At 38.9% G+C, this 15,610-nt stretch carries 13 protein-coding genes; 10 read left to right on the top strand and 3 right to left on the bottom strand.

The genetic code is table 11. From position 1 onward, the window contains the following. Positions 1–52: 52 nt before the first annotated feature. From FNZ24_RS04425 to FNZ24_RS04390, 8 genes are all read left to right on the top strand, one after another. A complete protein-coding gene (locus tag FNZ24_RS04425) occupies positions 53–1,060 on the top strand; it encodes a vWA domain-containing protein (protein WP_153913211.1) in 1,008 nt (335 codons plus the stop codon). After that, on the top strand, positions 1,053–2,018 hold the full coding sequence (locus tag FNZ24_RS04420) for a vWA domain-containing protein (RefSeq protein WP_153913209.1): 966 nt from the start codon (positions 1,053–1,055) through the stop codon (positions 2,016–2,018). The genes FNZ24_RS04425 and FNZ24_RS04420 overlap by 8 nt, the downstream gene beginning before the upstream one ends. After that, positions 2,012–2,794 (top strand): hypothetical protein, encoded by a 783-nt coding sequence (locus tag FNZ24_RS04415; RefSeq protein WP_153913207.1) that lies wholly within the window; start codon positions 2,012–2,014, stop codon positions 2,792–2,794. The genes FNZ24_RS04420 and FNZ24_RS04415 overlap by 7 nt, the downstream gene beginning before the upstream one ends. Positions 2,795–3,036: 242 nt before the next feature. Further along, complete coding sequence (locus tag FNZ24_RS04410; RefSeq protein WP_228768373.1) at positions 3,037–4,287, top strand: hypothetical protein; 1,251 nt, start codon at positions 3,037–3,039, stop codon at positions 4,285–4,287. 512 nt (positions 4,288–4,799) lie between these two features. Further along, a complete protein-coding gene (locus FNZ24_RS04405) occupies positions 4,800–5,246 on the top strand; it encodes a hypothetical protein (RefSeq protein WP_228768372.1) in 447 nt (148 codons plus the stop codon). Then, positions 5,236–6,015: a hypothetical protein gene (locus tag FNZ24_RS04400; protein WP_153913204.1), complete on the top strand. Its 780-nt coding sequence runs from the start codon at positions 5,236–5,238 to the stop codon at positions 6,013–6,015. Before FNZ24_RS04405 ends, FNZ24_RS04400 begins: the two co-directional genes overlap by 11 nt. A gap of 196 nt (positions 6,016–6,211) precedes the next feature. Next, a complete protein-coding gene (locus FNZ24_RS04395) occupies positions 6,212–8,125 on the top strand; it encodes an alpha/beta hydrolase family protein (RefSeq protein WP_153913202.1) in 1,914 nt (637 codons plus the stop codon). 154 nt (positions 8,126–8,279) lie between these two features. Beyond that, the gene (locus FNZ24_RS04390) at positions 8,280–8,696 is read left to right on the top strand and encodes a GNAT family N-acetyltransferase (RefSeq protein ID WP_153913200.1); all 417 of its coding nucleotides are present in this window, start codon (positions 8,280–8,282) and stop codon (positions 8,694–8,696) included. Positions 8,697–8,783: 87 nt separating this feature from the next. Here FNZ24_RS04390 and rsgA read toward each other — a convergent pair whose 3' ends face one another. Next, a complete protein-coding gene (gene rsgA / locus FNZ24_RS04385) occupies positions 8,784–9,869 on the bottom strand; it encodes a ribosome small subunit-dependent GTPase A (RefSeq protein WP_153913199.1) in 1,086 nt (361 codons plus the stop codon). A 562-nt stretch (positions 9,870–10,431) separates the two neighbouring features. Between rsgA and FNZ24_RS04380 the strand changes: the two genes are divergently transcribed. Further along, positions 10,432–11,625 carry a cation:proton antiporter gene (locus FNZ24_RS04380; protein ID WP_153913197.1) on the top strand — a complete coding sequence of 398 codons (1,194 nt, stop codon included), beginning with the start codon at positions 10,432–10,434 and terminating at the stop codon, positions 11,623–11,625. Positions 11,626–11,775: 150 nt separating this feature from the next. On the opposite strand, the gene FNZ24_RS04375 is transcribed toward FNZ24_RS04380, so the two are convergent. Both FNZ24_RS04375 and FNZ24_RS04370 read right to left on the bottom strand, forming a co-directional pair. Beyond that, entirely contained in the window at positions 11,776–13,131 is a 1,356-nt protein-coding gene (locus tag FNZ24_RS04375) for a sodium-dependent transporter (protein ID WP_153913196.1), read from the bottom strand. 275 nt (positions 13,132–13,406) lie between these two features. Continuing rightward, positions 13,407–13,877 (bottom strand): Lrp/AsnC family transcriptional regulator, encoded by a 471-nt coding sequence (locus FNZ24_RS04370; protein WP_153913194.1) that lies wholly within the window; start codon positions 13,875–13,877, stop codon positions 13,407–13,409. Between the two features lie 304 nt (positions 13,878–14,181). Here FNZ24_RS04370 and FNZ24_RS04365 point away from each other — a divergent pair, with 304 nt between their 5' ends. Further along, positions 14,182–15,561: a Na+/H+ antiporter NhaC family protein gene (locus tag FNZ24_RS04365; protein ID WP_153913191.1), complete on the top strand. Its 1,380-nt coding sequence runs from the start codon at positions 14,182–14,184 to the stop codon at positions 15,559–15,561. Positions 15,562–15,610: the final 49 nt, after the last annotated feature.

Genomic DNA, 15,610 nt, shown 5'->3' with positions numbered 1-15,610 from the left:
CAAAAACACTTTTGCAAGCTCGACCGCTAAACATAAAACCATTGAGGGGCTTATGATTGAGTTTGCAAATCCCCAATTATTCATTTTGTTGCTTGCACCGATTATCATTTACTTTATTGCGCCTGCTTACAAAGAAAAACGCAGCTCCATCCAAGTGCCTTATTTTGAAGAGTTAGTCAAAATAACGGGAGAGTGTCCTCAAAAAGGCGCGGTTATCTTAAGCCGAAAAAACCTGCAAAAACTGTTTATGGTGCTGGCTTGGATTGCCATTGTCACTGCCATGGCAAAACCTGAAATGATTGGCGCTGCGGTGACACAACAAAAGTCAGCAAGAGATTTGATGATTGCAGTTGATTTGTCTGGATCTATGGCGGTTGAAGATTTTGTGATGCCAGTAAATAGCAATCAAGCAATTAATGTCGATAGGTTAACGGCAGTTAAACAGGTGCTGACAGATTTTGTTGCTCAACGTGAAAGCGATCGACTGGGGTTAATATTATTTGGTGACGCGCCTTACTTACAAGCGCCGTTCACCAATGATCTTGCCACTTGGCAGACATTATTAAATGAAACACAAGTCGGCATGGCGGGGCAAAGTACTGCATTTGGTGACGCAATAGGGTTATCAATCAGTGTGTTTAGTAGCCACGAAACCAAGAACAGAGTGTTAATCGTACTGACTGATGGTAATGATACAGCATCAAAAGTGCCACCTGTTGAGGCTGCCAAGGTCGCTGCAGCATCTGATATTAAAATTCATACGATTGCCATTGGCGATCCTGCTGCTGTTGGTGAAGAAAAAGTCGACTTAGCAGTACTTGAGGACATCGCAAGTATTACTGGCGGCAAAAGTTTCCAAGCTATAGATGCACAAGCACTTGAAACTGTGTATGAAGAGATTAACGCTTTAGAACCTGAATTATTTGAATCTCAAACTTTTAGACCTAAAACCAGTATCCATTATTTACCCGTAGCAGCATTTTTATGCTTGTATTTATTATCATTACTGGTTGTCAGTATACGATATAACATGATGACGGTAGGTGATAAAAATGGATAATATAATCATTCACTTACAACATTTTCATTTTTTGCGTCCATGGTGGTTGTTAGCGTTCGTTCCATTAATTTATATCGTTTATAGCTTCAAAGGGCGTCAAGATAATTTAGCCCACTGGCGTGAGCATATGTCAGAGACCATACTGCAAACGTTAACAGTCTCAGGGGCACAGAAAAACCTTATTTCACCTCTAAATCTCACTATTGTTATCGGTATTTTGAGCATTTTAGTGTTAATGGGACCAACGTGGAAACAGCAGCCCAGTCCGTTTAAAGAAGATAAGTCTGCACTTGTTATTGGATTGGACTTATCTCAATCGATGGAGCAAACAGATGTTTTACCGAGTAGATTAACCCGAGCAAAGCAAAAAATCATGGAGCTGTTGGCAATAAGGGGAGATGCTAATACAGCGTTAATTGCTTTTACAGGGTCAGCACACATTGTCATGCCTATCACTAATGACAGTAACATGATCAAGCAGTTTTTAGATTCGCTTAACTATCAACTTATGCCTAATTCAGGTAAGCAAGCCCAAACTGTTTTGCCGCTGGCCAACCAACTGTTGGCATCAACTCAAGTGCCCGGCACTTTACTATTGATAACAGATGGAAGTAATGATGAAGCATTAGCGGCATTTGAATCATATTTCACTTCAGCACCGCATCAACTCGTACTATGGGCTATGGGCCGAGAACAAGTAAAGCAAGAAGTCGGCTCTAATATTATTGCGATGCAAACTAAACAGTTACAGGCACTTACAGATGCGGCTAATGGCAGAATGGTGATTTTAACGGATGATAAACAAGACGTTGTTAAGGTGAATCAGTATGTCGACAATAATTTGGTTGTTAGTGAAGATGAAAGTCGCCCTTGGTTAGATGCAGGCTACGGATTCGTATTTGTTATCGCAGCGCTATATTCGCTCTGGTTTAGACGTGGATGGACCTTAAAATGGTAAATCCATCGCTTAAAACAAAAAAACACAAATTAAACCCCTTACCAGTCAGTTTTGCAAATTGGGTAGCTGGTGGTATCGCTACAGCTAAGGCTTGGTTAATTCGACAAAAAATTAAACTTATCATAGTGGCCGTTATAGCCGTCACCGTTTTTATTGCGGTTAAGCCACAAGAATTTGCTGATCTTTGGTTCACTCGCGATCAACAAGGTATGCTGCTTTTTAAACTAGGCCGTTACGAGCAGGCTGCTAATCAATTTGAGACTGTCCGTTGGCAAGCCTATAGCCAGTATGGCGGCGAAGAGTTTGATTTAGCCGCAATCTTGTACGATCAATTTGACGACATTAGCGATCAAATTGCGAGAGCGAATGCATTAGCCCACGCAAGACGCTATGTTGCTGCAAGAAAGGTGTATCTGTGGGTGCTAGAGCAATCACCAGATAATGAGCAAGCAACGCATAATTTAGCATTGGTGCAAGCCATTATTGACGAAGTTAACCGCATAGCTGAAAGTCAGCAAAGTGAGTCAGGTGACTCACCACAAGATTTGGGTGATGATCCACAAACAGGGGATGGCGCTGACAAGAAAGAAATGGTCTTAAAAGTCGCCGAGAAATATGATGCTCAGCAATTGTTATTAGATCCTAAACTGAATGAAATGTGGCTAAGGCAAGTTCAAAAAGATCCCGGTCGATTTTTAGCAAGCAAGTTTCAAATGCAAACCGAACTACCAGTTGTAAACACTGATGAAAATACGGCGAATGGGGAGAATGAATAATGTGTCATTCCTATTTGAAGGATCACAAGCAACTGTTCAGTAGTCATTTTCGAAAACCCAGCGAAGTCGCTATTATCATCAGCTTGTTCATTGTGTTTTTTTATTTGTTTTGTCAAACCGCTGATGCTAATCAAGCTAATCCGAGTCCCAGTTCTAGTTTAAGTAAAGACTCAACAGTGGACAGCTTGATTAAATCAAACCAGCTGACAGTGGCTATTAAGCTATATTCAAAAGCACCTTACATGTTAAAACAGCCTATTGTGGTGCAAATAGAGGTGGCAACTCCGAGATGGTTTGGAAGAGGCATCAACGTCACTCCACCACAATTCAACAATATTGTATTTTTACCTCAAACAGGTTCTGCGATTACTGGCACTAAAAACATCGATGGCGAATCATGGAGCTACCTCATCCGTGAAGTAACTTTTTACCCGATGGACGCGGGCACTTATGAACTGCCGCCATTTACTGTTTTTGTTTCGGTGAATACAGAAGAGTACGGCATTGTGGAAGGAGAGGTTACAACCGATGCGCTACAATTTACTGCAACGCTTCCTGATGTATTGCTGGATATTGCTAAAGTAGATGCATTAGATAGGTTAATCGTGTCTCCCTCAGTGTCATTGTCTGTAAAAGATTATCTGGGCGATGAAGTGCTTGATGATACAGATAAAGGTTTTGAAGTGGGCGAGGCTGTTACTCGAGATATTACAATTAAAGCTGCTGGAACCCCATCTATGATGCTTCCAGTGCTAACTCAGCATCAAATTAACGGCTTAAGTATTTATCAGCAGCCAACGACATTATCCGATAAATCAAATCGTGGCGAACTCATCGCAACGGCAGAGCAAACCACGAGTTATATTTTTGAAACTCGTGGTCAGTACAAGCTGCCTTCGCAAACGCTCTATTGGTATAACTATAAAACGGATAATTTAACTGAACTGACCATTCCTGCAGTGTCTTGGCATGTCGAGGGTAACGCTGCTGCAATCAATAATGCTAAGGTAAATTCAACTAGCATTGTTTTAAAGCTGGGCATGTTTTGCGGTATTATAATTGCGCTGATGTTATTGATAAGATTATATGTTAAGCATAAAAATAGTATAAATATCTGGTGTTTGTGGATAACTGGTTCACATCAACGTCATTTGAGGCAACAACTTCGTCAACATTTTGTAAGCGGTGAGTACCAACAGGTTTGCCTATTGTTATATGACTATTTTGAACAGCAAGATAACAGAAAACGTCAGCAAAATAGAATCGCTGACCAAGATACGCTTGTGCTGAGTTTAAGGGCAATGTTTGAAGGTAATGAAGCTAAACTGGTCTTGATAAATAAATTACTAAGTAATGCATTCTCAGGTGACGAACTACAAACGTTATCGTTAGCGCAATTTAATCAATTACTGAAAGTTGATGTAACACATCACAAAAAAACTCGGTTGTTAGCCTCAGTGAATTTGAGAGATGACCAGATAAACTTAAATTAGCCACTCATCCATTTTCTATCGAGCAATCGTTTCGGACGAGAACTCGATATGTCTAGCTAGTACTTTACCTCCTTCAGTGTACTCATCATTGTCCTTTATGGAGTAAAAGCTTAAAGATGAGGTGCATGACTGGATGCTTGGGGTGCTTGATGTGAACATGGACTGTACCCAAACCGCATTAGGTTTTTTGGTGGTCTATTAAAGCTACTGAATAATTAATAAAGGAAGCAGCAGATAAACATTTTGACCCCAAATTAGTCGTTTGATTTAATGCATACTTAGATCAAATTTTAGAACTCAAATCATCATCCAAAGATGATGAAATTTAATAGAAAAAGTTAGCAAAATTATGGCTACATTTTTACGATTTATTGCAGTTATATTTGCTGCGCTGGTGGTAACCTTTCTGGTTTTTTATGTTATCGCTGCCTTAATTAATTATCACGTACCAGAACAAACAGAAGTGCTAACTAAAGATGAACAGCGCAATCTGTTGGTTTTTCGGAATTAACTTGTTAAATAAAATCAATAAGTCTTATTTTAAATACGGTATAGGCGTCAGCTTGTTTTTGATAGCTGGAGCATTATTTAATCTTTCATTTAACGATGATATTGTGCCATTCACTTCTGATGGATGCAGTGTGTTCCCTGATGGTACTTTACAACATCAACAGCTTTGGCTTCAGTGTTGTACTGCTCATGATTTTGATTATTGGCAAGGCGGCACTTACAAACAGCGACAGGATTCTGATAAACGATTAAAACATTGCGTCGAACAAGTGGGACAACCTCAAATAGCTGAGATAATGCTAGCAGGTATACGTGTAGGCGGTAGCCCATATTTTCCTACCACCTATCGCTGGGGTTATGGCTGGCCTTACCCAAGAGGGTATAAAGCGTTAACCGATAGTGAAATAAGCAAAATAGAGATAATTATTAAGGAAGATAATGACAATTGATTATTCAAAATACTCATTGGAAGAGTTATTAGACGTTAAAGAAAATATTAATGCAGCTAAGTACCCACAACGATATCAAGATCTATTAGCAGAAATAGACAATCGGGCTAATAGCCCTGAAGAAGAGTTATTAAAACAACAGCAAGTTCAATCTGAAAATGAATTAGAGGACGCATATAATTCAAACTATGGATATAGACTTGAATACTTTGAGTTTGAAGCTAGAGGTGATGAATATAAAAGAGCTTTATTCTTACTGGCTTTTCTTCTGATTAATATCATTTTTCTGTGTTGGGCTGTACCTAAATATCATGTGGCTCCATTATCTGAAGTGCACGAGTTTCGAACCTTAGTAGACGAGGTGAAGTGTAAAACAGAAACCGTTTACGATGAGGAGTTAGATAAAACTACTCGTTATTATGATCTCTATATTCAGTCATACCCTGAAACATTTGCTGCTCTTGGTATTAGTCGATCATTATGTCAAAAAGTAGCAAAGGCAATATCTGTTTCAATAAATGGGGCTGAAACTCAGGAGCAAACAGAAATATCCCTATGGCATAAGCAAGGCCTAGTATACCAAATTGCGCTCAACAATCGTATTGTTTTACCTTATACCTATATGAAATCAAAAATTTATAATTTGCAAACGGCTGGTTTCAAAATGAACTGGTTTTTATTAATTGGAATTTGGTTTATTTGCTTTCCTTCATTCATTAATGCTATTTGTCCAGGTACTTTTGTGAAAAATAAAAGCAACAATGTGTAAACCATGTTCTTAAGATAGTGTAAAAGGAATTTCTGTGCCTGACACGTTTGTGTTGAGATGATTAGCCGCAGTTCAAGGTAAACTAATTGGCCAAAAACACAGGTTAGTGTTAGTTTAATTTGTGTTCGATTTCTTAGTAAGCTGTTGAGTTGTCAATTTATTGAGAAACCAATTTCAAGCTAAATAAGGATATATTATGCTTAAAACGCTGATTAGTAGCGCAGTTATTACGCTAGTACTGACAGGTTGCTCCACTGCTGATAAACAACAGCAACAGACTCCGCAAATCTCACCTCAAGCTCAAACAAATTTCCAAAGTTACAGTGCTGAAGAGTTTTATAAAACGACCAGTGTATTTGGCTCATCTATTAATCATTCAGGTACAGCAGTCCTTGTGAGTAATGATGACTCCGGGATCTTTAATGCCTACAAAGTGCCGGTAGATGGCTCAAAAACAACTCAATTAACGTTTTCCACTGAAGAATCAATCTTTGTCGAGTCTTGGTTTCCAAAGGATGATCGTTTTCTTTATAGCGCAGACAAAGGCGGTGATGAATTAAATCATCTATTTGTTAAAGATCTTGATGGTGTAGAAATAGACTTAACACCAGGTGAAGGCTTGAAGGCTATGATGTTGTCATGGCATGAAGATGATGAGTCTTTTTTTGTTATGACTAATGAGCGTGATGCTAAATATTTTGATGTTTATCAATACAATACTGCGGATTATAGTCGTAGTTTAATTTATAAAAATGACTCGGGATTTACAGTTGAAAGTATGAGTCCCAATGGCCGTTTTATTGCCTTAAGTAAGAACCACTCTAATAGTAATACTGATTTATATTTGGTTGATTTACGACTAAAAATGACCAAACCTCGCTTAATTACAGAGCATGAAGGTGATGTGTCTTATTATGCTTACACCTTCACCAAAGACAATAAGCAGCTGTTATATGCGACAAATGAGTTTGGGGAATTTAACCAAGCATGGACCTATGATATTGCTACCAGTGAAAGTGAGTTAAATTATAAAGCAGATTGGGATGTGAGTTTCAGCTACTTCTCTAAAGATGGTCGTTATCAAATCTCGGGTATCAATGCTGATGCTCAAACTCAATTAACGATAACCGATCACAACAATGATCGTGAACTCTCTTTGCCTACATTACCAAGTGGCGATCTCCGTGGCGTTAACTTTTCACAAGATTCTAAATCAATGGTGTTCTATATCAATTCAGATACTTCACCATCCAACTTATATAGTCACAAACTGGGTACTGATAAAGTGCTACGTCTTACTAATTCCGGCAATCCAGCGATTAAAGAAGAAAATTTAGTAGCTGGTGAAGTGGTGAGATTCAAAAGTTTTGATGGTATTGAGATCCCAGCTATTTTGTATAAGCCAAAACAAGCTGAGTTTACCAAAGTCCCTGCGCTAATCTATATACATGGCGGACCAGGAGGGCAATCACGTAAAGGCTACTCAGCCACGGTTCAGCACTTGGTGAATAATGGTTACGCTATCATTAAAATCAATAACCGTGGTTCAAGTGGTTACGGTAAAACCTTCTTTCACTTAGATGATAAACGTCATGGTGAAGATGATTTACAAGATGTGGTATACAACAAAAAGTACCTACAGAGCTTAGATTGGGTTGATGCTGAAAAAATTGGCGTGATGGGTGGCAGTTATGGCGGTTATTTAACTATGGCAGCAATGGCATTTACCGACGAATTTAAAGTTGGGATCAATATTTTTGGTGTCACCAATTGGGTAAGAACCCTAGAAAGTATCCCGCCTTATTGGGAAGCCTTTAGAAAAAGTCTTTATGACGAACTTGGAGACCCAGCGACTGACAAAGAGCGTTTACATAATATTTCACCGGTATTTTTTGGTCATCAAGTCAAAAGTCCAGTACTTGTTGTGCAAGGGGCCAATGATCCAAGAGTGCTAAAAATCGAAAGTGATGAAATGGTTGAGTCTATTCGTGCTGGTGGAACTCATGTTGATTACTTAGTTTTTGATGACGAAGGTCATGGTTTTAGTAAAAAAGAAAATCGAATCAGTGCTTCGAACAAATACTTGGTCTTTTTGAAAGAATATCTATAACGATTATCTCTTAAATGACTCAAATTTTAATTAAGCCATTTGTGTAAACAAGTGGCTTTCATTTATTACAGATATGAACTAGTTTAAAAATTAAATTCAATATAATCACTTGGTTGAAGTATTAATGTGTATGGTTATGTCAAAAGGAAATGATGTGAAGATTGAAGTTTTACACTCAGAAGAGTCGAAAATTGTTGATCAACTTGTTGATGGTGTTAGGAAGTTTAATTTTAGCCACATGGGTAATGAAACGTCTAAACCCTTGACTGTAATTATGCGAGATAGCAATGACACTATCGTTGCAGGCATATCTGGGCGAACGATATACCATAAGTTTTTGATCAACGTAGTGTGGGTCAGTAATGAATATCGTGGTCAAAGGCTCGGGTACAAGTTGATGAATTTAGCTGAACAAGAAGCCAAACAGCAGGGGTGTAAAGCCGCGCAAGTCGATACGTTGGCATTTCAAGCCCCGAATTTTTACCAAAAATGTGGTTTTGAGATTATTGGAACAGCGCCGGGTTTTGACGGCTGCCCCGAACAATATTTTCTATTTAAACGTTATGGGTAATAAAGCCTTACTCACTGGCGAAACAAATTCAAATGGACAACAAATGCTGCCCAATGGATTCGCCCAGCATAGATCAATACGCCGTAACTAATATCCGCCATTTTTACGGCTACGTGATTCTGTTTGAATAGTATTGATCATTTTTCCAAAGGCTTTATCTTTAGCACGCTTTTGCGCCAAAGTTGCACTATTAAAAGCTTGTTCTCTCATTAGTTTTTGATAGCTGCTAAAACGCCTTTCGGTTATTTTCCCTTGCTGAATCGCTTTTTGAATGGCGCAACCCGGCTCATCACCGTGCTGACAATCTGCAAAACGGCATTGTGCTGCCAGTTCAGTGATTTCACTAAAGGTTTCAGATACGCCTTGCTCACAAGCACTGAGTTGTAGTTCTCGCATGCCGGGAGTATCTAGAATTAACCCACCTTGTGGTAATAATCTTAATGCTCTAGAAGTTGTCGTATGACGACCTTTACTATCATCTTCACGAATATCACTCGTTAGCTGCGTATCAACACCCATTAAGCCATTGACTAAGGTAGACTTTCCAACACCAGAGGAACCAAGAAGTGCGATAGTTTTACCTTGTTTGCAATAACCGCTGAGTTCAATTAAATGGTCTCTATCTAAAGCGTTTAATGCATGAACCATGATAAATGGATCAAGTGACTGTACTTGCTGACGCTTATCATCACTATCTTCACATTGATCGGCTTTCGTCAGGATTATAATGGGTTCTACTTGCGCTTCTTTTGCTAACGCAAGGTAACGCTCTATTCGGCTTAAATTGAAGTCTTGATTGAGCGAACAAACAATAAATAAGCTATCCACATTAGACGAAATTAGCTGAGTATCGATTTTACTGCCCGGAGCTTTACGCTGAAATAAAGACTGCCTTTCTAATAATCTAACAAAGCGTTTTAGGTTATTAAATAACACCCAATCACCAACACAAAGCTTATCAGTATCAGATGCTTGAATGGGTGTTTGAGTAAGCTGATAACTACCAGACTCAGACAATACCACCACACCACTGCGATGTTGCTCAACCACTCTGCCAATTGCTAATTGTAATTCTGCTGATTGTATTGCAACTAGTTCCATTTCTTCTAACGTAAGCTGCTGTTGAAAAAAAGGACGCCACCCTAATTGTGTTAGTGAAAGATGTGAATGCATTTAATAACCTTGATGTTTTGCTTTGTAAAATTAGCTGAAATAAAAATGCTTAGTTTAGCTAAATTGGTATACAAATTAGTAAATAATATCGCCATATGAGTTCCATATTAGCTTACCGCCAAATGTAAAACCGTTAATCTGTTAAAGGTTTCGATCAGCGTTAGGAGTCCACTAGTTTGTAATGTTATGTCGCTCTTGATTAAAAAATGTTTTTCATAAATAGGGGGCTAACTACTAACTACTAACTACTAAGTACTTTTACAAGTTGTCATAAGCACTGGTAAATCAATGGGCTGATACTACCAAATTTGTAGTTCATTAATTAGCTCATAGCTTTTATGTAACTTTAACAATATGTATTTGATGAAAGCATCTTAACGTTTTATAGACAGGGGTTATTGAACAAAAGCGACAAGTTGTTGAGGGAGGGATTTAATATGAAAATTCGCGTTCAGTTAGATCAAAACTTGCGAAAGCCTGATTAAAAAGTCTACTGTAGAGATTATTAATAAACTGATCTTGCTAGGTTTATAAATCATTATCCCAATACGGAGATTGAGATATGTATGAAGAGTTGGCCATTTTAGCCATTTTTGCTTTTTGTTATAGCGTAATTGCTGGGCGAGTCGAGAACTCGATGATTTCAGGCCCCATGGTATTTGTTGTTGTAGGTTTTGTATTGGGCCCGTTAGGTCTAGGTTGGCTTGGCAATCACTCAGATGGTTCTGGCATGAGAGTATTTGCCGATTTAACCCTCGCAGTGGTACTTTTTTGCGATGCATCCAATAGCGATTTAACGGTATTAAAACGCCATATAGCCATTCCCACTCGCATGCTACTGTACGGTTTACCAGGGGCGATAGCCTTGGGATCTTTGGTTGGTTTTTGGTTGTTTCCTAACCTAACAATATATGAAATTGCAGTGTTAGCGACGATGTTAGCAGCAACAGATGCAGCACTTGGTAAAGCCGTAGTATCAAGTCCGATAGTGCCGTCAAAGTTGCGTGAAGGGCTAAATATCGAAAGCGGTTTAAATGATGGCCTTTGTGTCCCTATCTTATTTGTCTTTTTAGCATTAGCAGCGGGTAGTGTAGCAGATGGTGAAGTGACTCATATTGCATTTACTTTTTTGATTGAAGAATTGGGGATCGGATTAGCCGTTGGGCTGTCGGCAAGTTTTATCGCCAGCAAATTGATTGTGCACTGTTATAACAAAAACTGGATTACAGAAATCTGGAGTCAAAATATTGTACTTAGCTTAGCGCTATGCTGTTTTGCTATTTCTCAATCATTAGAAGGCAGTGGCTATATTGCCGCTTTTTCAGGAGGTTTATTATTTGGTTACCTGATGAAAGAACATAAACAAAAAATGATTCTCCCTACAGAAGGCATTGGTGAAATACTAGCGCTACTCACATGGATGTTATTTGGGGCAATGGTTATTGGAACAGCGTTTGCTTCATTTACATGGACTATGTTGTTGTATGCATTATTAAGTCTGACTGTAGTGAGAATGTTGCCAGTCTTTTTAGCATTAGGTGCTAAAGGGGAAAATGTTCCTTCAAGATTATTTCTTGGTTGGTTTGGTCCACGGGGATTAGCGTCAATTGTGTTTGTGGTGATTATGTTAGAGCGTGACTTGCCCGGAGGGGAGTTTATTGCGATGACAGTTATTTGTACTGTGTTTATTAGTTTAATTGTCCATGGAGTGTCGGCTAAACCCTTGTCTAAATGGATAAGTAAACGAGTGAAATAATACTTTGATAACCTTCTTTTGTAGTCATCTTTAGTAAAGTTTTCGAATTAATTTTAAAAGCAGTAGCGACTGATATCGAGTAAAACGATTTCAGCACTACCGCTTTTGATTGTTATCGTTAGCTAATGATTGTAATGATAGCGATAAACCTTAACTCATCAATTGCATAATAATGACGATGATAAGAAGCGGACAAACAAACTTCACGTACACAGGCCATACTCGCCAGAATAAGCTATTTTGATTTACTCCATCTTGCTGGGCTATTTCAGCAAGTAACGTGTTTCTATGCCAAATCCAACCCATATATATCGCAATACCTAAAGCAATTAAAGGCTGCGCTCGCTCTGTTGTTAGGGTAATGATGAGCCCGAATAATGCACTAAAATTAAATACAATGATGCTGGCCATGATGGAGATAAAGATGCCGACAACTAACGTCGCTTTGTTGCGATTTAATGATGCCTTTTCGACGATATAGCTGGTGGGCACTTCAACAATCGACATAGCAGAAGTTAAACCGGCAATGGTCATTAACGTAAAAAACACGATAGCGATAATATATTGACTGATACCACCAATAGAGTCGAATAATGCAGGTAGAACACTAAACACAAGCGTATCAGAGTTGAGTAAGCTGCCATCGTCTGCAAAAATTTGAACGCCATTATGTTGCGCCACGTACATTGCAGGGATAATCATTAACGCAGCAAGAAAAGCCACCATGGTGTCAGTTAACGTCACGTAAGCAGTTAATTGGCCAATGTTCTCTTGTTTATTGAGATAGGCGCCATACACCATCATCGCTCCTGTTCCCACAGTTAATGAGAAGAAGGTTTGCCCTAAGGCACCAATTAAGACATCAGCATTAAATATCATTGAAAAGTCAGGAACTAATAGTACCTTTAAACCTTGCATTGCCCCTGGCTGAGTTAAAATATAAACCGCACCTAACACTAGCATTATCAGCAATAATGGCATTAAACGCTTAGACCAACGCTCGATACCTTTTTGGACCCCTTGGCGGATCACTAGAACAACTAATGCGATAAAGACTAAAGAAAAGACTAAGTTCCTTGAAACTGAAAACTCGGTAAACCAGTTTGCAATATCAGGTTGGTCTGCCATTTGTGCAATGGGTGCTAGCGCAAAACTGACAAACCAGCCAGAAAGAATACTGTAAAAGGTACAAATCAGTGTTGCTGTGATAATCGAAATCATACCGATTGTTTTACCGATCCGCTTTGATATTGAAGAATTACCGAGTTTTGCCATAGCATCTGCAGGGTTAGTTTGCCCATGACGACCCACCATCAACTCAGCCATCAGCATTGGGTATCCCAGTAGGATAATGAGCAACACATATACGAGTAAAAATGCGCCCCCGCCGTGGGTTGCAGCTTGTGTTGGAAATCCCCAAATATTACCCACACCGACAGCAGAACCTGCTGCGGCCATAATAAAACCGATTCTTGAACTAAAATGTCCGTTTGCTTGTGCACTCATGATGGATCTCTAAATAGTTAAAATAGAAAAGAGCGCGCATACTAGTGTTTTGGAAGATAAGGTCAATGATAAAATATTGCGAACAGAAGCTTCATTGTGAAAAAATATGCCCTTAAAAGCGTGATTATTGAGATATAAATCTATTTTTAGTTTTTATGTTGAAATTAAATCTTGTTGAGTTTGGGTATTTATAAGCCAGCGCAATTTTATCTAGCCGAATTAAAACGGTAAACCTTGAGCTTGTTCACATATTTGTGCGATGTGCTTCTTATTACCTACAGTGGTATCGCTGTGCTACTTTTCACTTTTTTAAGCACAAAGCTTGATTGGACGCCGGCAATATGTGGGTTGGTTGTTAACTTTTCCAATAAAAAGGTCTTATAGTCTTGCATGTCTTTTACGAGTACCTTGAGGTAATAATCAGCTTCACTGCCAGTGATTAAACTGCACTCTTGTACTTCATCATAACGGCTGATATCGGCTTCAAAAGCATTCAATATACTGCTGGTGTGCTTTTCTAGTCTTATCTGTATGTATACGGTTAAAGCTAAATTAAAGTGCTCTGCATTTAATAGGGTGGCATAACCTGCTATATATCCTGCATCTTCAAGCGCTTTTACTCGACGAGAACAAGGTGAGGGCGATAAATTAACTTTTAAAGCAAGCTCTTGATTCGACAAGCGGCCATGTTGCTGAAGTTCAGACAAGATCGCAAAATCGATTTTATCTAATGTTATTTCGCTCATGGGCAGCCCTAGAAGTTAATTACTTAAAATATAAATCAGTATTTAATTATAATCTCGACTCAGCTGAAAGTAACTAAAACAAGCAAACAGAGTTGAAATAATTTTGAAGAAATTTATCATTTAGTTCAATTGGTTATTAATCTTTAATTATTGCTATACCTGATGCTGGCTTACAAAGTTGATTTCTTTGTCAAAAATTCTTATTTTATTTCTTGTTTATGTTTAATATTTGTTGACTCAATGACATAACGACATTATTTTGCACCTCCATTTTTAACTTACATTTTGAACAAGGAAAACCGTCATGACAGAGCCATCAGCGATCAGTTTGATCCCGCCTGTGGTTGTTTTGATATTAGCGATTGTATTAAGAAGACCTATTCTTGCGTTAGTCATAGGTGCTGTTGTGGGTTTATTGATGCTTGACCCAGTCGAAGCATTAAATAATTTCTCAGAGATTTCATTAAGTGTTATGGCAGATGAGACCATTGGTTGGTTAATTCTAGTCTGTGGCACGTTTGGCGCGCTTATTGCGCTTTTAGTTCGCACCGGTGGTGCTTTTGCATTTGGTAAAAATGCACTGAAAGTGGCCAAAGGGCCCAAGTCATCGTTAATGATGACGTTTGTGTTAGGTGTCGCTATTTTTATTGACGATTATCTCAATGCGCTGACGGTGGGTGAAACAATGAAACGTGTCACTGACAAGTTTCGTATTTCACGTGAGATGCTCGCTTATGTTGTTGATTCAACAGCTGCGCCAATTTGTGTATTAGTGCCTTTGTCTACTTGGGCAGTGTTCTTTGGTGGGCTTTTGGTCGATAACGGTATTGCAGCGCCTGGCCAAGCTATTTCTGTGTACATGCAAGCCATACCGTACATGCTTTATGCTTGGGTGGCTGTCATCATGGTACCACTGGTTATTTTAGGTGTTATGCCGTTAATTGGTCCAATGAAAAAGGCTGAGTTAAAAGCGAAACAGGGTATTGGTATACCTGTTGATGAATCAGCTGATATTCAAACCAGCAATGACTATGCTGTGAAAGCGATGGAAGATGAGTTTAAAACCGCCGATCATCAGGGTAAATTACATAACTTTTTAGTGCCGATTGCGCTATTAGTGGGCTTTACTGTTTATTTTGATATTGATGTTTGGATGGGACTTTTAGCAACAATGACCATCACTATTCCATATTATGCTGTGCAGCGTTTAATGCCATTAGCTGAAATGATGGAGCAAATGATTGACGGCTTTAAGAGTATGTTGCCTGCGATCGGAACAGTTATCGCGGCTTTTATTTTTAAAGATGTCTGCGACAAATTGTTATTGCCGCAATATGTCATTGAAAGTTTAAGCCCATATATGACTGCGCAATTCTTACCGGCTGTTGTGTTTGTGGCTATGGCATTGTTGGCATTTGCGACAGGTTCGAGTTGGGGAATATTTGCAGTATCCATACCGATTGTTATGCCACTAGCGCAAGCGGTAGGTGCTGATATTCCTTTGGTGATTGGAGCATTATTATCTGCATCATCATTTGGTAGCCAGGCTTGTTTTTATAGTGATTCGACTGTTCTTGCTGCACAAGGTGCGGGTTGTAACTTGGTGAGTCATGCTGTTACTCAGCTACCTTATACACTGATTGCAGCGGCCATTACTTTCGTTGGGTTTATTGTTATCGCGTAACTTGAGTTTTATTAAATCCAGTTTACTAAACCAGTGCTTGTCACTGGTT

The organism is Shewanella sp. TC10 (genome assembly GCF_009663145.1).
GTDB lineage: Bacteria > Pseudomonadota > Gammaproteobacteria > Enterobacterales > Shewanellaceae > Shewanella.
This window is presented reverse-complemented; position numbering and strand designations above follow the sequence as displayed.

Excerpts from the sequence above, each read along its gene's own strand:
- FNZ24_RS04425 (WP_153913211.1), top strand. The coding sequence starts at position 53 with ATGATTGAGTTTGCAAATCCCCAATTATTCATTTTGTTGCTTGCACCG.
- FNZ24_RS04420 (WP_153913209.1), top strand. The coding sequence starts at position 1,053 with ATGGATAATATAATCATTCACTTACAACATTTTCATTTTTTGCGTCCA.
- FNZ24_RS04415 (WP_153913207.1), top strand. The coding sequence starts at position 2,012 with ATGGTAAATCCATCGCTTAAAACAAAAAAACACAAATTAAACCCCTTA.
- FNZ24_RS04410 (WP_228768373.1), top strand. The coding sequence starts at position 3,037 with ATGTTAAAACAGCCTATTGTGGTGCAAATAGAGGTGGCAACTCCGAGA.
- FNZ24_RS04400 (WP_153913204.1), top strand. The coding sequence starts at position 5,236 with ATGACAATTGATTATTCAAAATACTCATTGGAAGAGTTATTAGACGTT.
- FNZ24_RS04395 (WP_153913202.1), top strand. The coding sequence starts at position 6,212 with ATGCTTAAAACGCTGATTAGTAGCGCAGTTATTACGCTAGTACTGACA.
- rsgA (WP_153913199.1), bottom strand. The coding sequence starts at position 9,869 with ATGCATTCACATCTTTCACTAACACAATTAGGGTGGCGTCCTTTTTTT.
- FNZ24_RS04380 (WP_153913197.1), top strand. The coding sequence starts at position 10,432 with ATGTATGAAGAGTTGGCCATTTTAGCCATTTTTGCTTTTTGTTATAGC.
- FNZ24_RS04375 (WP_153913196.1), bottom strand. The coding sequence starts at position 13,131 with ATGAGTGCACAAGCAAACGGACATTTTAGTTCAAGAATCGGTTTTATT.
- FNZ24_RS04370 (WP_153913194.1), bottom strand. The coding sequence starts at position 13,877 with ATGAGCGAAATAACATTAGATAAAATCGATTTTGCGATCTTGTCTGAA.
- FNZ24_RS04365 (WP_153913191.1), top strand. The coding sequence starts at position 14,182 with ATGACAGAGCCATCAGCGATCAGTTTGATCCCGCCTGTGGTTGTTTTG.